Annotated in this window: 16 protein-coding genes and 1 pseudogene; 8 read left to right on the top strand and 9 right to left on the bottom strand. The window is 67.1% G+C overall.

All coding sequences use genetic code 11. The annotated features are described in order from the left end of the window. Positions 1-59: 59 nt before the first annotated feature. From K7711_RS07920 to K7711_RS07905, 4 genes and pseudogenes are all read right to left on the bottom strand, one after another. A complete protein-coding gene (locus K7711_RS07920) occupies positions 60-434 on the bottom strand; it encodes a nuclear transport factor 2 family protein (protein ID WP_222966131.1) in 375 nt (124 codons plus the stop codon). 40 nt (positions 435-474) lie between these two features. Beyond that, complete coding sequence (locus tag K7711_RS07915) at positions 475-1,188, bottom strand: SDR family NAD(P)-dependent oxidoreductase (protein WP_222966129.1); 714 nt, start codon at positions 1,186-1,188, stop codon at positions 475-477. Positions 1,189-1,295: 107 nt separating this feature from the next. Further along, positions 1,296-1,577 (bottom strand): annotated as a pseudogene (locus K7711_RS07910) (muconolactone Delta-isomerase family protein); the annotation flags it as partial. 136 nt (positions 1,578-1,713) lie between these two features. Beyond that, positions 1,714-3,135, bottom strand: a complete 1,422-nt coding sequence (locus K7711_RS07905; protein WP_222966127.1) for a DHA2 family efflux MFS transporter permease subunit — start codon at positions 3,133-3,135, stop codon at positions 1,714-1,716. Between the two features lie 216 nt (positions 3,136-3,351). On the opposite strand from K7711_RS07905, the gene K7711_RS48850 reads away from it, so the two are divergent. Together K7711_RS48850 and K7711_RS07895 are read left to right on the top strand one after the other, a co-directional pair. Continuing rightward, positions 3,352-4,248, top strand: a complete 897-nt coding sequence (locus K7711_RS48850) for a LysR family transcriptional regulator (protein ID WP_222966125.1) — start codon at positions 3,352-3,354, stop codon at positions 4,246-4,248. A gap of 225 nt (positions 4,249-4,473) precedes the next feature. Then, positions 4,474-4,725, top strand: coding sequence for a hypothetical protein (locus K7711_RS07895; protein WP_222966124.1), 252 nt, complete (start codon positions 4,474-4,476; stop codon positions 4,723-4,725). 65 nt (positions 4,726-4,790) lie between these two features. Here the strand turns inward: K7711_RS07895 and K7711_RS07890 are convergent, their stop codons facing one another. Then, a complete protein-coding gene (locus K7711_RS07890) occupies positions 4,791-6,197 on the bottom strand; it encodes an MmgE/PrpD family protein (RefSeq protein WP_222966122.1) in 1,407 nt (468 codons plus the stop codon). 532 nt (positions 6,198-6,729) lie between these two features. Between K7711_RS07890 and K7711_RS07885 the strand changes: the two genes are divergently transcribed. After that, on the top strand, positions 6,730-7,704 hold the full coding sequence (locus K7711_RS07885) for an aldo/keto reductase (RefSeq protein WP_308014533.1): 975 nt from the start codon (positions 6,730-6,732) through the stop codon (positions 7,702-7,704). A gap of 66 nt (positions 7,705-7,770) precedes the next feature. Here K7711_RS07885 and K7711_RS07880 read toward each other — a convergent pair whose 3' ends face one another. Then, positions 7,771-8,472, bottom strand: a complete 702-nt coding sequence (locus K7711_RS07880; protein WP_222966119.1) for a type 1 glutamine amidotransferase domain-containing protein — start codon at positions 8,470-8,472, stop codon at positions 7,771-7,773. 384 nt (positions 8,473-8,856) lie between these two features. Here K7711_RS07880 and K7711_RS07875 point away from each other — a divergent pair, with 384 nt between their 5' ends. From K7711_RS07875 to K7711_RS07865, 3 genes are all read left to right on the top strand, one after another. Next, positions 8,857-10,083: a cysteine desulfurase family protein gene (locus tag K7711_RS07875; protein WP_222966118.1), complete on the top strand. Its 1,227-nt coding sequence runs from the start codon at positions 8,857-8,859 to the stop codon at positions 10,081-10,083. Beyond that, a complete protein-coding gene (gene mnmA, locus K7711_RS07870) occupies positions 10,080-11,204 on the top strand; it encodes a tRNA 2-thiouridine(34) synthase MnmA (RefSeq protein WP_222966116.1) in 1,125 nt (374 codons plus the stop codon). The genes K7711_RS07875 and mnmA overlap by 4 nt, the downstream gene beginning before the upstream one ends. A gap of 109 nt (positions 11,205-11,313) precedes the next feature. Then, positions 11,314-12,357 carry a methionine synthase gene (locus tag K7711_RS07865; RefSeq protein WP_308014532.1) on the top strand — a complete coding sequence of 348 codons (1,044 nt, stop codon included), beginning with the start codon at positions 11,314-11,316 and terminating at the stop codon, positions 12,355-12,357. 109 nt (positions 12,358-12,466) lie between these two features. Here the strand turns inward: K7711_RS07865 and K7711_RS07860 are convergent, their stop codons facing one another. Beyond that, complete coding sequence (locus K7711_RS07860) at positions 12,467-12,814, bottom strand: hypothetical protein (protein ID WP_222966112.1); 348 nt, start codon at positions 12,812-12,814, stop codon at positions 12,467-12,469. An 81-nt stretch (positions 12,815-12,895) separates the two neighbouring features. Further along, positions 12,896-14,140 (bottom strand): AAA family ATPase, encoded by a 1,245-nt coding sequence (locus K7711_RS07855; RefSeq protein WP_222966110.1) that lies wholly within the window; start codon positions 14,138-14,140, stop codon positions 12,896-12,898. 119 nt (positions 14,141-14,259) lie between these two features. Here K7711_RS07855 and K7711_RS07850 point away from each other — a divergent pair, with 119 nt between their 5' ends. Beyond that, entirely contained in the window at positions 14,260-15,069 is an 810-nt protein-coding gene (locus K7711_RS07850) for an ArsR/SmtB family transcription factor (protein WP_222966108.1), read from the top strand. Positions 15,070-15,123: 54 nt separating this feature from the next. Continuing rightward, the gene (locus tag K7711_RS07845) at positions 15,124-15,906 is read left to right on the top strand and encodes a nucleotidyltransferase domain-containing protein (RefSeq protein WP_372460119.1); all 783 of its coding nucleotides are present in this window, start codon (positions 15,124-15,126) and stop codon (positions 15,904-15,906) included. 58 nt (positions 15,907-15,964) lie between these two features. Here K7711_RS07845 and K7711_RS07840 read toward each other — a convergent pair whose 3' ends face one another. Further along, a complete protein-coding gene (locus K7711_RS07840) occupies positions 15,965-17,044 on the bottom strand; it encodes a YncE family protein (protein ID WP_222966104.1) in 1,080 nt (359 codons plus the stop codon). Between the last annotated feature and the right edge of the window lie 199 nt (positions 17,045-17,243).

Here is a 17,243-nt window from a genome sequence, read left to right as displayed (position 1 = left end):
CCGAGCTCGCCGGGCTACTCGGCGCAGTCGGTCCTGCCCCGAAACGCCCTCGCATCTGATCAGTCGAGTTTGGATACCTGGTAGTGGCAGATCTGGCTACCGTTCGGCGAATGAGTCACCAGCACCGACAGGTACACCGAGAGGGTCGGTCGGTCGGTGAACGAGAAATCGACGCTCAGGTAGCCGAGGACGAGGTCGTCGGCGAGGCGGCGACGTTCGAGAATTCGGTACACGGCCGTCATGCCGAGCGGCTGCGAATCGTAGTAATCAGCGATTCCCTGCCGTCCGACCGTGTACGGGTGCAGTCCCTGAAAAATCGCGTCCCTGGTGAAATTGTCGGCGACGCGATGGGGTTCATGTGCATCGACCGCGGACTTCCAGCGGTCCAGTACATCCCGCAGGATCTTGTCGTCGGCTGCCTTGTTGTTTGTCATGCCGTGCTCCGTGTTGTTCATCGACACCTCTGTCTCGAGTTCAGTGGCCCGCGCTCTGGCCGCCGTCGACGTGCAGGATCTCCCCGGTGACGAACCGTGCCTGCTCGAGATAGACGATCGCTTCGACGACGTCGCCGATCTCACCCAGCCGACCGATCGGGTGCAGTGCGGCAAGGGTGTCGTACGTTTCGGGCGAGTGCATGGGCGTGCGGATGGTGCCCAGCGCCACGGCATTGACCCGGATACCACGGGCCGCATACTCGATCGCCAGCGATTTGGTCACCGCGGTCAGTCCGCCCTTGGTGAGCGAGGCCAGCGCCGAGGGCACCTGTGAGTTGGCGTGATCGACCAGCGAGGTGGAGATGTTCACCACGTGCCCCCCGCTGCCCGCGGCGAGCATCGCGGCGACGGTGCCGCGCGAGATGTCGAAGAAGCCGCGCAGGTTGACTCCGGTGACGGCGTCATAGTCGGCGTCGGTGTAGTCGGTGAACGGCTTGCCGATGAAGATCCCGGCGTTGTTCACCAGCGTGTCGATCCGGCCGAACCGGGCCAGCGCACGCTCGACGACCTGCGCGCCGGTACCCGGCCGGGAAAGATCGCCGGGCACGGCAAGTACCTCGGAATCATTGGACGGGCCGATGGAGCGGGCGGTCGCGACAACGGCGTAGCCGAGCTTGCGATAGGCGGGGACCAGTGCCGCCCCGATGCCCTGGGACGCGCCGGTGACGATTGCGACTTTTCGTGTCGAATTCATGGCAGATTGCTCATTTCTGGAATCGGATGATCAGAGTTGGTCGGAGCCGGTGACGATTTCGGCGAGGTGCCGGGAGACGGCGGTGGGCATCAGGTTCGGGTGTTCGCCGGATCGTTCGGGTGCGGGGACAGGGGGGTGACCTCGTCGGTGCGCCAGACGCGCAGCGGCATCGAGGCGAGCGTCATCTCCAACTGCTCCGCGTCCTCGGCGGCGAAGAGCCCGAGCGTTTGCCATTGGCCAGGCTGGAGCGGAGGGCGCCACAGCCGTAGCAGTCGGCCCTCGTCGGCAAGTTCGCGAGAGCGGGCGGCTTCGCGAGCGCGAACGCGTTCGACTTCTTCATTCGGCGTGCCGTCCGGCACGTGGGTGGTCATGGTCACCAGAAACTCCATCGTCGGCACCTCCTCGATCGGCGAATTCGTAAAGTCGGCCAGCGGGATCGGTTGCTGATGTCCATGCTCCCGCCTGATCTTCGGGTCGCACCAGGGCAACAGTCGGGCAATCACCTGCTTCCCGGCTCCGGGACGGTCATGACTTCTGGTGCTCACGGTGTGCGGGTGCGCGGCCGGACTGTCCTGCTCGACGGACGTCGGCGGTCGCGAGCACAGCCAGCACGGCGGTCACGCCGAACGCGATCGCGACGACCGCGAACGGCCGGTGGATCGAGACCCCTCCGGATCTGGTGGACAGCAGCGATCCGAGCAGCGCGATGCCGAGCGCGCTGCCGGTTTGGCGAGCGGCGTTCAATACGCCACTGGCCATCCCGGCCTGGCTCGCGGGCAGCGCCTGCATCGCCACCGAAGTCATCGAGGGCATGGCGAGCGAAATGAACCCGAACACCGCCGACCCGGCGAAGAACCACGCCAGCGATGTGTTGTCACCGAGGAAGGCCAGCAGCACCGCCCCCACGACGCCGGCGCTCGCGCCGAGCAGCATCGGGATCCGCGCGCCGACCCTTCCGGTGAGCTTGCCGCCGCAGAAAGCGTTGATCCCGACGATCGCGGTCATCGGCACCAGCAGCAGGCCCGCCGCCAGCGCGGACTGATGTCGGCTCTGCTGCAGGTACAACGGGATGCACAGCAGCGAACCGTAGAGGCAGAAGTTGAACAGCAAGCCGATCCCATTGGCGATGCTGAACCGATGGTTGCCGAATACCCGCAGTGGCAGCATCGGCGCCTGGGTCCGGTGTTCGGCGAGCACGAACACAGCCGCGGCGACCAGCGCGGTCACGAGCAGTGTCACCACCATCGGATGGGACCAGCCGAGTTGGCCGACCTCGATCAGACCGGCGGCGAGCGTGCCCAGCGCGACGATGCTGAGTAACTGACCGGCCCAGTCGAAGCGGGCACCGGGCTGTCGTGGTGTTTCGGACACCGTGCGCACGGTCAGCACGATCGCGGCCAGCCCCACTGGCACGTTGACCAGGAAGATCGACCGCCAGCCGATCGTAGCGACGGCGAGGCCACCGAGCACCGGGCCTGCGGTGAGCCCGATACCGCTCATCCCGCCCCAGATGCCGAGTGCGTGCGCACGTCGCTCGGGGTCGGGGAACTCGTGCACGATCAGTGTCAGCGAGGGCGGCAGCAGCCCGGCCGCGCCCACCCCCTGCAACAACCTGGCGGCGACGAGCATCGTCATGTTCGTGGCTAACGCACACATCGTGGACGCCACCACGAACACGACGAGGCCGACCAGGAAGACCTGCCGTGCCCCACGGCGGTCGGCGGCGGTCCCAGCGGTGAGCAGCACCGCCGCCAGAGCCACGGTATAGGCGTCGGCGACCCACTGCAGCGCACCGAGGCTACCGCCGATGGCGTTCTGGATCGTCGGCAACGCGACGTTAACGATCGTCGCGTCGAGGGTGATCATGAGGAATCCGATGCAGATCGCGGCCAACGCCAGGCGGTGCCGGGCAGCCTCTGATGCTGTGTGTGTCTCGGGTGTCGTCACTCGACCAGGCAAGCGCATCGCACGTAGGGAGGCCACGACCGATCTCCTACCTCTGTTCGGCGTCGCCTCTCACCCGGAGCGCTCTGTGACCCGGATTGCGCTTCGCCGGCAGCCGCGGCAGTGCCGCGCAAGACGGCGCTGACCACGCAGCCACTGCGACTCGGGTGCGTGAGCACAGGGACCGCGTCAGCCGCGATCGGACACTAGGATCGATGGATGGAACTGAGGCAACTGCGCTATTTTGTCGCTGTAGCCGAGGAACTCCACTTCGGCCGCGCCGCTGAGCGGGTGTACATTTCGGGCCCTGCGCTATCCCAGCAGATCATCGCCCTGGAACGAGATCTCGGAGTGCAACTGTTCCGCCGCGACCGGCGCAGCGTACAACTGACCGAAGCCGGGCGATCACTGCTCGAAGACGCACGTCAGGTTCTCGCCCTCACGGACGGTGCGCGGCAACGAGTCCGACAGCGAGCGGCTGAGGCGATACCGCTACGGCTGGGCTACGTCAGTTGGTTGCCTGACAACGTTATCGCCTGTCTCGGCCCCACGGTGGCTCTGCGAGTCGACGAATGGGTCCTGCCATCTCACGTGCAGGCCGACCGAGTCGCCAAAGGCAGCCTCGACCTCGCGCTGGCCTGGATCAGCGCGAGGTCCGCCCATACCCACGGGCTCAGCGCGCATCTGGTTCGCGCACAACCTCTCGGGGCGGTCTACCCCGGTGTGAGTTCAACCAAGCCGGTGTCCGCGTCCGACATCACGGTGCTGGTCGACAGCGACGAATGGGCCTGGTCGTCATGGCATCGGTTCGCCACCGAATTCGCGATCCAAGTGGGCCCCAAACACCACACTGCCGTCACACCCCCGACCCTGGGACACTGTCCCGTTGCCGACCCGATTCCGTTATGGACGTGGTCACTGTTACACCGCGCCGACGACGACCGCGTGAGCGTTCGGCACGCCGTCGAGTCGCTGGTCACGCTCGCCCGCAACAACCGCTGGACTGTCCCGCCGCCCGGCTCATGTTGGACACCGGTCGACGATCCGCACCGCGACGCGCTCGTCAGCGGCGATAATTCGTCGGCTGCAGTGGAAAGTCCGCCCGATCAAAGGTAAGAGCACCGTCCTGGACTCCGCGTCACGAGCGGAATTGAATCGTGTCGGGGATCTCGGAAGGACACCGCATGACACGCACCGTTGTCGGCGATCTAGCGGAGGCTGTGGCAGTGACCGAACGGTCACCTGCACAGTCCGATACCGATTCAACGCCCGGCATCCTGTGTCGGCCCTCATTGGTGGCCGAAGGAACGAACGGTCGATGCCGAGAACAGGGTGTGGGACATGGATGATGTGCGTCGAACCGAAGTCGACGGCCTGCGGGTGACTTGGCGCTTGATCCGCCACCACATCATCGCAGTCATTGCCGTCAACTATGCACGGGACGCCACGCCGGTCGTCTCCTTCGGTCCGGACCACTTCCCCGACCTGGCGCAGGTTCGCGAACTGTTTCCAGAACTGGCGAAGCTGTGGGACGAGGTCCGACACGAATTTTGGACCAGCTTCATTCCGCCGCAACCCCAGCCGCAATCGTGAAGTCGAAAGCAGTCGGCACTGATCCATGGGTCAGGGCAAGTCGGGGCCGAATGGCTTCTCGACCGCTACAACCGATGTCGACTGCGGGGGCGTCGCGCCGCCGGACTCACTGCCCCGAGCAGCCTGGTGAGCTCGGCGATCGGAATGTCCTGCAGGTGCTCGACTGCAGTGATGATGTCCCCCCGGAGGCCGTCATCGGCGAACGGCTCACCTAGCCAATGGAACTTGTCGACGACACGTTCCCACGACATCGGCCGCGTCGGGGATCCTTCGAAGTCGGATTGCTCACGGTCCAACCCGCGCCCGTCGTGCAAGGCGACGTGTACTCGGGCCGAAGTCCGTTCCGGGTAGGCCGCGGTCAAGTCTGCGGCCGGCCGCACGTCGACGCGGGTCAGCAGATCTTGGACATCGCTGCGGCGGACTCGCTCGGTCTCGAGCTGCTCAGGTCCGACCTGCCCGTCGAGAAGAGCCACCGCGCCGAGGTACTTCAGGTTGTAGTCGGCCTGTTCCTTGGTCCAGGGGTGGTCTTTGTCGCCATAACTACCGCCGCCCGCGAAGTCGTATGCGCCTTGGAAGACCTCGAGTGTCACGTGGGCGACATCGTCACCGCTGAGGTTGTACTCGTCACGTACGGCCAGTATCGCGTCGATGATGGCCTGGCCGTGGATCAGCGAGCAATATTGTTTGAGATAGGTCTGTTCGACAGCGGTCAGTGAATGGTCGACGGTGCGGAAGTCGATAGGCTGGTCAAGCAGTTGGACCAGGCCGAGGGGGCCATCGATCAGCGCTTTCGGGCCCGTGACCCCACGCGCGGCCAACAGCGTTGTATAAACGGCGCGCATCCCGGTAATGGCCGGCGAGATGCCCTTCCAGTTCGACACGGGTTCGGTATGCACCGCCGCCAGGGAGATGTTGTCAGCAGTAGACGCGGCGATGGCCGCCGCTGTGCGGTCCGCGTCGAGCCCGAGCAGTTTCGATGCCCCTGCCGCAACAGACATCGCCAACTGAAGCGCATGGTTGAGCCCGCGCGCCATGAGCGGAACCTGCGCGCTGAACCGGCATTGCACCTCATAGGCGAGTGCCAACGCCAGCAAGAAGTCCGCACCGGTGGCCTCGACGTGTTCGGCCATCGCCAGGACGGCGCCGAAATTGTCGGCGGGATGACACAGCCCGCCGGGAGTCAAATAGGTGTCGAGTAGATCGGGATAGCGCACCAGCACGGCGTTGAAAAACGCTGCTTGGTCAACCGAGGTGCGCCCTCCACCGATAAACGTGGTCGTGGGCCGGCTGCTGAATTGTTCGGCCTGCGCGCGTATCGCGGGAATGAGCTCGCCGTCGAGGGCTCCCAGTGCGCACGCGACGCTGTCGAGCACATTGCGCTCGAGCATCTGCAGCGACACTGCGGGAATGTCGGAGACGCTGGCGTCGACAACGAACTGACCAAGCTCGTCTACCACGTGAGTTGCCGTCATCTGCAGGGCCTTTCGTCGGACTGCGAGCCGCCGTGGGTAGATTGCGCTTGTCGAGACGGGGCACGCCCCCGAGTTCTTGCCCGGCGGGTTGGCTCGTGCTCATGTCGACGGTCTTGCCGATCTCGACAAATTGCGTGACGACACGCGACAACTCGCGGTTATCGATATGTGAATTGATTTATCCACACCGCCATTGCAACAAAGCACAGCGTGTCCGCAAAGAAACATACTGAGCAATATGGGAAGAGTTTACTCGCACCGCGTAATTCCAACAAGCAGAGAAGACGTTCGGATTGCCGAGACCCTATTCGTGGTGACCGGAGCGAGCGATTGAACGCTCGAGGATGGCGCCAGGCATCCGACGGGTTGCAATGCCACACCGACGGGCGCTGGGAGGTCTGGCCTATCAAAGGAAGGAATCGTGTCCTGGCCTAAGTGTGGATCCGCCGCCTACGGTCCGAATAGCTGCACGGTCGATTACTTTCGTCGGCTGCGGCGGTCCTTCGCACCGGCACGAAAGGCAGAACACGAAGTGCGTACCACCACTCTTGGCAGTCAGGGCCCGCAGGTCGGCGTCATCGGCCTGGGCGCGATGGGGATGAGCTTCGCCTACGACATGGCGACCCCTCGTGACGAGGCCACCTCTGTCTCGGTCATCCACCAGGCCCTCGAACTGGGGATGACGTTGATCGACACAGCCGATGTCTACGGCCCGTTCACCAACGAGGAACTCCTGGGCCGGGCCCTGGTCGGCCACCGGGACCGGGCAGTGATCGCCACCAAGGTCGGTATGGAAGCGATCGATCCGACAGGCGGACCCGGCGGCTCACCGCTGGTACGCCCCAATGGCCGGCCCGAGCACGTCCGCGCTGCCATCGACGCAAGCCTGCGCCGACTGGGCACAGACCACGTCGAGCTGTACCAGCTCCACCGCGTCGACCCCGAGGTCCCGATCGAGGAGACCTGGGGCGCCCTGGCCGAGGCCGTCACCGCCGGCAAGGCTCGCTACCTCGGCCTGTCCGAGGTGAACGTGGAGCAGATCCAGCGAGCCCAGGCCGTGCACCCGGTCACGACCGTGCAGTCCGAGTTCTCCCTGTGGACCCGGGACGTCCGAGCCGAAGTCCTGCCGTACTGCCAGGAGCACGGCATCGGCCTCCTGCCGTACTCGCCGCTGGGCCGTGGTTTTCTGGCGGGTCGTTTCACGTCCTTCGATGAACTGCCGCAGAACGACCAGCGTCGTCGTCTGCCCCGCTTCCAGCAGGACAACCTGCGCGCCAACCTGGACATTGCGGCGAAGGTCCGCCGGGTAGCCGAGCGCATCGGGGTGACTCCGGCGCAGGTGGCGCTGGCCTGGCTGATGGCTCAGGGACAGCACGTCGTGCCGATTCCGGGGACCAAGACCCCGAAGTACCTCACCGACAACGCGGGCGCGGCAAACATCCAACTGTCCGCAGCCGACCTGGCCGATCTCGACGCCATCCCGGCCCCCACCGGCGCGCGCTACTGACCTGGCGCATCCTGCGTCAGGATCGGGGCGTTCTGTGCTGGGGTGGCCGCTGGGCGGTCCACGTTCCTACTTCAGGATCTCCAGCATCCGCTCTCCCAGAACCGCGGCGGAGTGCGGGTTCTGGCCGGTGACGAGGTTACGGTCCTCGACCATGTAGGGCTCCCAGATGGGGCCGCGGCTGTAGTTGACCTTGACCTTCTCCTTCAGGTCCGTCTCCAGCAGCCACGTGGCCCGTGAGGCGAGGCCGACGGCCTCTTCCTCCTCGTTGGAGAAGCCGGTGACGTTGTAGCCCTGGAAGGGCGAGACGCCGTGGATCCTGGTGGCCAGCATCGCGGACGGCGCGTGGCACACGATGAACAGCGGGTTGCCCGACTCCAGCTGCGCCGTGAGCAGGCGGCCCGCATCGGCGTCGAACGCCAGGTCGGCCATGGGGCCGTGGCCGCCGGGCAAATAGACCGCCACGTAGTCCTCCAGGCGCACGTCCGACAACTCGAGCGGCCGACGCATAGCCTCCGCGTCGCGGATGATCGCCTCCAGGTCCAGCGCGGCCTGTTCGCCGCCCGCCATCGAAGGGCGCAGGCTCATCATGTCGACGTTCGGCGTGGTGCCGCCTGGAGTGGCGACGACGACTTCGTAGCCTGCGTCGGTAAGCATCTTGTAGGGGTTGGCGAACTCCTCGGCCCAGTAACCGGTCGCGTACCTCGTGCCGTCCTTGAGCACCCAGTACGTGGCCCCGCTCACGATGAACAAGATCTTCGGCTTCGACATGACACACTCCTCTCCGATCGGCCCCTTCCCAGCCTGACACCCGAACCGGCCCAGCGCTCGCGCCCCGGCCGTCTTCGAACTTTGAATTCGAGACATCGACAGGTGCGCACCTGCGTTGCCCGAAACGCTCGGGTTTGCAGTCGAAATATGGCACCGGTGCCGCGGGCGCAGGTGCATGAGGCAGCACCGGCAGCGCAGGGTGCGGCGCTATGGGGGCCGGCGGGCAGGAGCGTTCCCTCGGAAAGGTGCTGCACCGCGGCCTGGCGGGAATACCGGAGGGCGGCCACCGGGTTACGGATCGTGGGTAAATCGTAGAAAACTCGTAGAAGCAGGAGGGATACCCCCAGGATGCCCAGGTCAACGGTCGGTTAGGCTTACACGGTCATGAAGTCGGTCTTCCCGGGTCCGGTCGGTGCGGTGCCCCAGACGGTCTACCTCGACCACGCGGCCACAACACCCATGTTCCCCGCCGCCGTCGAGGCGATGACGGTTGTCCTGGGGGCGGCGGGCAATGCGTCCTCGTTGCACGGGTCCGGGCGCGTGGCGCGGCGGCAGCTGGAGGAGGCGCGCGAATCGATCGCCGCCGATCTGGGGGCGCGGCCCTCGGAGGTGATCTTCACCTCGGGCGGCACCGAGAGCGACAATCTTGCCGTCAAGGGGATCTACTGGGCGCGTCGTGACGCCGACCCGAAGCGCACCCGAATTCTGGTCAGCGCGGTCGAACATCATGCGGTGCTGGATGCGGTCGAGTGGCTCGAACAGCACGAGGACGCTCAGGTGAGTCTGCTCGAGGTCGACGGCGAGGGACTGGTGTCGCCCCGCACGCTGCGCGAGATTCTGACCAAGCATGCCGGCGAGGTCGCGCTGATCTCGATCATGTGGGCCAACAACGAGGTCGGCACGATCGAGCCGATTGCCGAATTGGCAGCCGTGGCACAGGAGTTCGGCGTGCCGCTGCACACCGACGCGGTGCAGGCCGCCGCGCAGCTGCCCATCGATTTCGCCGGAAGCGGCGCTGCCGCGGCAAGTTTCGCCGCGCACAAGGTCGGCGGGCCGCACGGTGTCGGCGTGCTGCTGCTGGGTCGGCAGGTCGGCTGCGTGCCGCTGCTGCACGGTGGCGGCCACGAACGTGATCTGCGTTCGGGGACCTCGGATGTGCCCGGCGCGGTCGGCATGGCCGCGGCACTGCGCGAGACCGTGCGGGGATTGCCTTCGCGCACAGCCGAACTGACGCTTCTGCGCGACGATCTGATCGCCGGTGTGCGGGCCACGGTGCCCGATGTGGTGGTCAACGGCCCCGCCGAGCTGCGGCTACCGGGTATCGCGCACTTCACCTTTCCCGGCTGCGAGGGTGATTCGCTGCTGATGCTGCTGGACGCGGCGGGGATCGAATGCTCGACCGGGTCGGCCTGCAATGCGGGTGTGGCCGCGCCCAGTCACGTCCTGTTGGCGATGGGCGCGCAGGCGCGCGCGGCGCGGGGTTCGCTGCGATTCTCGTTGGGGCACACCTCGACCCGCGCCGATATCGACAGAGTTCTGGAGGTGCTGCCGCCGGTGGTGGACCGTGCGCGGGCGGCGGGACTGGCGAGTGTGCAGGGAGGTTCGCGATGAGAGTGCTCGCGGCGATGAGCGGCGGCGTCGATTCGGCGGTCGCGGCCGCCCGCGCGGTCGAGGCCGGTCACGAGGTGGTCGGTGTGCATCTGGCGCTGTCCGCAACACCCGGGACGCTGCGTACCGGATCGCGGGGCTGCTGCTCCAAGGAGGACGCGGGTGATGCCCGCCGCGCCGCCGATGTGCTCGGAATCCCTTTCTACGTCTGGGATTTCGCCGATCGGTTCAAAGAGGACGTGATCGACGACTTCGTCGCCGCCTACGCGGCGGGGGAGACGCCGAATCCGTGCCTGCGCTGCAACGAGAAGATCAAGTTCTCCGCCCTGGCCGACCGCGCGGTCGCGCTGGGGTTCGATGCGGTGGCCACCGGCCACTACGCCCGTCTCGAGGACGGCGTGCTGCGTCGCGCGGTGGACGCGGACAAGGATCAGTCCTACGTGCTCGCGGTGCTGACCGCCGAGCAGCTCTCGCGCGCGATGTTCCCGGTCGGCGACACCCCGAAGCCGCAGATCCGCGCCGAGGCCGCCGAACGTGGTCTGGCCGTGGCGAACAAGCCCGATTCGCACGACATCTGCTTCATCCCGTCCGGTGACACCCGTGCCTTCCTGGGCGCGAAGATCGGCATCCGGCCGGGTGCGATCGTGGACTCCGACGGGCACCGGCTCGCCGAACACGACGGCGTGCACGGTTTCACCATCGGCCAGCGCAAGGGTCTGGGTCTGCCCGGCCCGGCCGCGGACGGCCGTCCCCGCTACGTCACCGATATCGATCCCGAATCCGGGACCGTGCGCGTCGGCGGCGCGGACGAGTTGGACGTGTGGACGGTGCGAGCCGATCGCGCGATCTGGACTTCCGGTGCGCGTCCCGAGGGGCCGATCGAGTGCATCGCGCAGGTCCGCGCGCACGGCGGCACCGCGCCCGCGGTGGCCGAGGCGGTCGGCGACGGCCTCGTGGCCCGGCTGCGGGAGCCGCTGACCGGCGTCGCCCGAGGCCAGGCCGTGGTGCTGTATCGCACCGACACGCTCGGCGACGAGGTCATCGGTAGCGGCACCATCACCGGCGCCGACCGGGATCGAAGCGACCTGGATGCCGCCGGTCTGGTGTCGGACGCCGGTCGGTGAGGGATTCCCCGACCACCGTCGTGCGAATTCGAGCCGATCGGACCGAACCCATACCGTGCGTGGACATTCGCCGGTCGCGCCGGTTCGACGTCGACCGAGGGGATGTGCGGTGAGCGCTGAGCAGACCGAGCAGTTGTTGCGTGGCGGCATCGCCACGGCGGTCGGGTCGTGGCCCGGGACGGATCCGCGGGAGGCGGCCGCGACCATAGCCGGTGAGTTGGGAGATCTGGCTCATCTGGTCGAATTGCCCGGCCGCGGAACGGGTTCGGACATGATCGGGCGCACGTCCGCGCTGCTGGTCGATATGCCTTTCGATGTGAGTACGCGCGGGTATCGGCTCACCCCGCGCCCCGGTGCGGTCTCTCGCCGCGCGCGCGATCTGCTGCGGGCCGATCTCGACGCGCTCGAAGAAGCTTGGGAGGGTACCGGTTCGGCGGGGGTCGGGCGCACGGTCAAGGTGCAGGCGGCGGGACCGCTGACGTTGGCCGCGCAGTTGGAGTTGGCCGGCGGACATCGCGTGCTGACCGATTCCGGTGCGGTGCGCGACCTCTCCGAGTCGCTCGCCGAGGGCCTGGCCCGGCACGCGGCGGAGGTGGCCGCGCGGCTCGGTGCGAAAGTCGTTGTGCAGTTGGATGAACCGTCCAGCACCGCCGTGCTGGAGGGATCGCTGCCCGGCACCGACATGCTGGATTCGGTGCGCGCCGTCCCCGCCCCCGAGGCGCTGTCCATCCTGGACTCGGTGATCACCGGCGTGCGGCACCCCGTCCTGGTGCACACCTGCGCGGACCGTCCCGCCCTGGAGTTCCTGCGCGGAAGTATGGCCGCCGCAATCGGTTTCGACCTCGCCACGATCCGAACCGCCGACCTGGACGACATCGGCGAACTGCTCGAGGCCGGAAAACAACTGGCGCTGGGGCTGATCGCGGTCCAGCCACCGTCCGCCCCGGTCACCTGGCGCGAGTTCGCCGAACCTGCGGTACGTCTGGTCGACCGCCTGGGCGTGGGCCGCCGCACCCTCGCCGACCGCATCCTGATCACCCCCGCCTGCGGCCTCGCGAACGCCCCGCTGTCCTGGGCCCGCCGCACGCTTCCCCTGGCCACCGAAACCGCCCGCGCCTTCACCGAAGACCCGGAGTCGCTGACCTTCGACTGAGCGTCGTGCGGACGTTCCGTCGCGTCGTCGCGCCGACGTTCGGCTGTGTGGCGCCGATGTCCGGCTGAGTTGTGGCGTCGACGTTCGACCGACCCGCTGCCCCGGCCGATCAGGAACCCAGCGGCGGCCGGGCTCCCGGATGCGCGAGCTGCCAGTGCTGCGGCTTACCGGGCGGGTAGCTGACCGGGATCTGGTCGCCGGGGCTGGGCCACTGGTTGACATCCCAGGCGTAGCGGCCGTAGACCGTCTCCCCGGACACCGACGGACCGGCGAGGGTGCCGGTGATCGTCACGTACTGCTCACCCTGCGCCGCCGGACGGGGACTCACACCCGTGACGTACAGCGTCCCGGACTCGGCGTCCGCCCGCGGCGTCCCACTGCGTCCGCGCAGGTACAACGTCACCATGGCCACCAGCGCACCGGCGATCACCACAACGAACACGATCTGCAGCAGCATGGTCACCATGCTAGGCGTTGTTCGCGGCGGGCCACGTCCGGCGCGAGGTGGATCACCACGGCCTGCCGAGGTCCGATCCGGTCAGTGGGCGGTCAGTTCGCTGGTGCCGCTCGCTGTGCGGCGCAGCTGCCAGACGGTGGTGCGGCGGGAGGAGCGGCCGTTGCCGCGGTCGACCAGGGTGCGGTTGCTGGTGGTGTAGATCAGTTGTGCGCCACGGGAATTGGTCTCCGGATTCTGGAACAGCTGGATGAGCCGGTCGGCGGTGTCGCCGGACAGGTGGGTGTCGATATCGTCCACGGCAAGGACGCGGCCGGTGTCCAGGGCGTCCAGCACGGTGGGGAACAGGCGCAGCAGAGCCAGTGTCGCGGTGGACTCGTCGGCGATGTCGAACGGCGTGTCGATGCCCTCGTGCACCAGACCCAGGCCCGCGCCGCGGCGGCTCACCATCCGGGTGTACAGGGTGTCGCGGGCCGCGCGCAGATTGCTCAACTCCCGTTCCAGGCCCGTCGGGCTGAGCCCGTGCGTGTTCTCGAATTGCACCGCGTGTGCGGGCGAGGCCAGGCAGGCGTCGAGCTGGGTTGCCGCACCGGCGATCTCGGCATCCAGATCGCGCAGGTAGTCCGCGTACATCGGATCGGGCTCGGCGATGAGCAGATCCTCGATGCCCAGCTCCGCTGAGCGCAGCAGGGTCAGCAGCCGGGCGGCGGTCTCCGGTGAGCGGGACAGATGACCGGCCAGGCGCCGGGCGGTGGTCTCCGGATCCTCCCGGCCGCGCAGCACGTCCAGTTGCGCGGAGAACCAGCGATAGGCCGGGACCAGCGCCTCGGCGTACATCTGCCCGGCGAGGCTGAGCAGCAGCGCATTCGGGCGCACCAGCGGTACCAGCGCGCCGATGCCGTAGCGCACCGGTTCGAACTGCGGGCCGATGCGGATCTGCTCGCCGTCTCGTTCGAAGACGATGCGTTTGCGATTGTGCGGGTGGCTGTGCAGCCATTCGGCGCTGACGTCGGCGTTGTCCAGCCGGAAGCCGTAGGTGTAGGGGACGCCCTCGGCGATGAACGTCGCGGCGAATTCCGAAGGGCGCTCGGCGAATCCGAGATGCGGGGCGCGGACCGGGCCGGCATACGGATCCCAGCCGGTGACCGAGTTCAGCACCGCGTCGCGCATCTGGCCCAACGCGTCCACCAGGCTCGACTTACCGGAGGCAGCCGGGCCGTGCACCGCGGTCACCGGCGCGGGCAGCGACGCGGCCCGGGTACCGACCAGTCGTAGTTCCTGCGGTTCGGCCAGCGATCTGTGATTGGTCACCTGAAAGTTGCGCAGCACGGGTGTGATCCTGCCGCCCGCTGTCCGAGGCGGTGACACCGGGCCGGTATTGACAGGCAACCATTTGGATGCCTATTGTCGAATATGCATCCAAATGGTTGCATATGGAGGATGGTGATGTGGACGAGGTGTTCAAGGCCCTGGCGGATCCCAGCCGCCGCCGATTGCTGGACAGTCTGAACGCGGACAACGGCCAGACCCTGCGGGAGCTGTGTGCCGGGCTGGCGATGACCAGACAGGCCGTCAGCAAACATCTCGCGGTGCTCGAGGCGGCGAATCTGGTCAGCACCCGCCGCCGCGGCCGGGAGAAGTTGCATTATCTGAACGCCGAGCCCATCAACGCCATCGCCGATCGCTGGATCAACCGCTACGACCGCGGGCGAGTGCATCTGCTCGCCGACCTCAAATCCACATTGGAGAGCGTGACCATGACCGACTCGAACGAATTCGTCTACACCACCTACATCAAGACCACCGACCGTCAGCTGTGGCAGGCGCTGACCGATCCGGCCTTCACCAGCCGCTACTGGGGTGCGAGTTTCGACACCGACTGGCAGCCCGGCTCGCCGATGACCTGGTCGCAGCGCGGCTGGACCGGCAAGGACCCCGAGCAGGTCGTGCTCGAGGCGCAGCCCTACCGCCTGCTGTCCTACACCTGGCATACCGTCGATCAGGCATTCGCCGACGAATTCGGTTTCAGTGCAGAGGATTTCGAGAAGCTGTCGCAGGAGCCGCGTTCACGGGTGCGCTTCGAGATCGAGCCGCTGGGTGATCAGGTGAAGCTGACCGTGGTGCACAATGGGTTCGGGCCTGGCAGTGCGATGCTCGCGGGCATCACCGAGGGCTGGCCCGCGATCCTGGCGAATCTCAAGACTCTGCTGGAAACCGGCGAGGTGCTGCCCGAACTGCCGCAGCCCGACCAGGCGTAGGGGCGCGGGTCCGCCGAGCAAGGCGGCGAACGAATTTCATCGCGACAGGGGATGGTGCGCGTGGATGACGAGACATTCCTGAATACGACCGCCGACACGCTGTTCGCGCTGCCGGGCGTCACCGCGGTGGCGCTGGGCGGCTCGCGGGCGCAGGGCACCGCCCGCCCCGACAGCGACTGGGATCTGGCGATCTACTATCGCGGCGCCTTCGCCCCGGCGGACCTGGCCGCCGTGGGATGGCCCGGACAGGTCTGCGAACTGGGCGAATGGGGCGGTGGCGTCTTCAACGGCGGTGCCTGGCTGACCATCGAGGACCGCCGCGTCGACGTGCACTACCGCGACCTGGACGTGGTGGATGCCCAACTGCGCGCGGCCGAGTCGGGCAGATTCCGGATCGAGCCGCTGGCCTTCCATCTCGCGGGCATTCCCACCTATCTGGTCGTCGCCGAGCTGGCGATCAATCGTGTCCTGTGCGGCTCACTTCCGCGCCCCGCCTACCCGGAAGCCTTGCGCCGCAACGCGCCACGCACCTGGGCGGCGCACGCCGAAATGACCCTCGACTACGCCGCCGCCAACCACGCCCCGCACGGCCGCCTCACCCCCTGCGCCGGTCAGATCGCAGTAGCCGCATCCTGTTTCGCCCACGCCATCCTCGCCGCCCGCGCCGAATGGGTCACCAACGAGAAGTCGCTGCTCACCCGAGCCGGGCTCACGGCGATAGATGAGATCGTCGAATCACTCACCACCGACCCGCAGGCCCTGCGCGACGCCATCGAAAGCGCGCGCGTGCTGTGCAGATCCGAACTCGAAAACATCTGCGGCAGTGAGGGATTCTGATAGCGGGATGGTCGAGCGCTTGCTGCCCCGGCACTCGAAACCCATGGTGGACTTGCGATTACGTCCGGGTGAGGACTTCCATGCCCCGCTCGTACTCGCCGTACGTCACGTAGACGTCGTGCGTGGTGGTGTCCACCGCGATCCCCCAGCTCGAATGGGTTCCGGCGGAGGACTTCTCGGTCACGCGCGATGCGCTCACGGTGTGTGTCCTGGTGTCGATCATCGTGATGCTCTCGAACGACAACGAGGTGAGCAGGGCGGTGTGCGTGTCGGGATCTATCGCGACCCCGTACGACCCTTCGTTCCCGAGTGAGATGCTGCCGACCGCATGGGTCGTGGTGTCCACGAACGAGACCGAATGTCCGAAGAGGTGGGTGATGTAGGCGGTATGGGTGCCGGGGTCGATCGCCATGGCATCGGTGTCTCCGGAAACCGGAATCGTGGTGCTCACCGCGAACGTGGCCGGGTCGACGACCGAGAGGGTGCCGGTTCCGGCGGCCCACAGTTGGTGGTTGCCCGGGTCGACGGCCAGCGCTGTCGGGCCGTTGGTGAGTGCGATCGTTGCCACGACCGCCCTGGTCCGGGTATCGATCGCGGTGACCTTGCGACGGTTCGTGTTCGCGACGTAAAGGGTGTGGCGCTCGGAATCGACGGTGACAGCAGCGCTGTGGCCGTCGCCGAGCGGAATCCGGGCCGTCACGGTGTTGGTGGCCGGGTCGATGACGGACACATCACCGACCGGGCCCTCGTCGGCGAAGTACACCAGGTGCGTCGCCGGGTCCACGGCGATCGATCGCGGATTGTGCACGAAGACGTCCCCCAACGGGACTGTCGCCGTGAGCGTCCGGGACCGGGTGTCGACGACGCTGACGGTGTGGTCCATGTTGGCCGTGTACGCCTGGTGCAGGCCGGGATCCACGGTCACGGCGACCGGTCCGGTGCCGACCCCCACCGTTCCGCGGCTGCGGTAGGGACCGGCGCCGAGCTGCGCGAAATCCGGATTTTCGGCAGGGTCCGAGGTTGTCGGGGCGGAGGTCGTCGCAGGCGTCGTGGCCGTGGTCGGAGAGGAGCAGCTGCTGGTCGCGATAACGACCGCCGCAAGGCCGATCCCCCCGAGAAGCCTTGTCGTGAAGCTCATTTGTCGGAATTTATCAGCACCATGAGCATGCTGTCCCGCCGCGGAATGCGCATGACCTCGGTGCCGCCTTCCTGGCCACCCCGAACAGCTTGTCGGTCCGCATGTTCCGGGACGTCAGCGCCCGTGCCCTGTACAACTGGTAAACCCCGGCGCGGTAGTGCGCGGTCGATCCGCTTGCCGTGGGTGGCCGACGGTCCAA

Source organism: Nocardia coffeae, assembly GCF_019890715.1.
GTDB lineage: Bacteria > Actinomycetota > Actinomycetes > Mycobacteriales > Mycobacteriaceae > Nocardia > Nocardia jiangxiensis.
The sequence above is the reverse complement of the archived record's forward strand: the minus strand, read 5'-3'. Positions and strand labels throughout refer to the sequence as shown.

What these genes read in the sequence shown, in the direction of transcription:
- K7711_RS07840 (WP_222966104.1), bottom strand. Translation starts at nt 17,044, where the DNA reads ATGAGCTTCACGACAAGGCTTCTCGGGGGGATCGGCCTTGCGGCGGTC.
- K7711_RS07920 (WP_222966131.1), bottom strand. Translation starts at nt 434, where the DNA reads ATGACAAACAACAAGGCAGCCGACGACAAGATCCTGCGGGATGTACTG.
- K7711_RS07875 (WP_222966118.1), top strand. Translation starts at nt 8,857, where the DNA reads ATGAAGTCGGTCTTCCCGGGTCCGGTCGGTGCGGTGCCCCAGACGGTC.
- K7711_RS07860 (WP_222966112.1), bottom strand. Translation starts at nt 12,814, where the DNA reads ATGCTGCTGCAGATCGTGTTCGTTGTGGTGATCGCCGGTGCGCTGGTG.
- K7711_RS07890 (WP_222966122.1), bottom strand. Translation starts at nt 6,197, where the DNA reads ATGACGGCAACTCACGTGGTAGACGAGCTTGGTCAGTTCGTTGTCGAC.
- mnmA (WP_222966116.1), top strand. Translation starts at nt 10,080, where the DNA reads ATGAGAGTGCTCGCGGCGATGAGCGGCGGCGTCGATTCGGCGGTCGCG.
- K7711_RS07895 (WP_222966124.1), top strand. Translation starts at nt 4,474, where the DNA reads ATGGATGATGTGCGTCGAACCGAAGTCGACGGCCTGCGGGTGACTTGG.
- K7711_RS07880 (WP_222966119.1), bottom strand. Translation starts at nt 8,472, where the DNA reads ATGTCGAAGCCGAAGATCTTGTTCATCGTGAGCGGGGCCACGTACTGG.
- K7711_RS48850 (WP_222966125.1), top strand. Translation starts at nt 3,352, where the DNA reads ATGGAACTGAGGCAACTGCGCTATTTTGTCGCTGTAGCCGAGGAACTC.
- K7711_RS07915 (WP_222966129.1), bottom strand. Translation starts at nt 1,188, where the DNA reads ATGAATTCGACACGAAAAGTCGCAATCGTCACCGGCGCGTCCCAGGGC.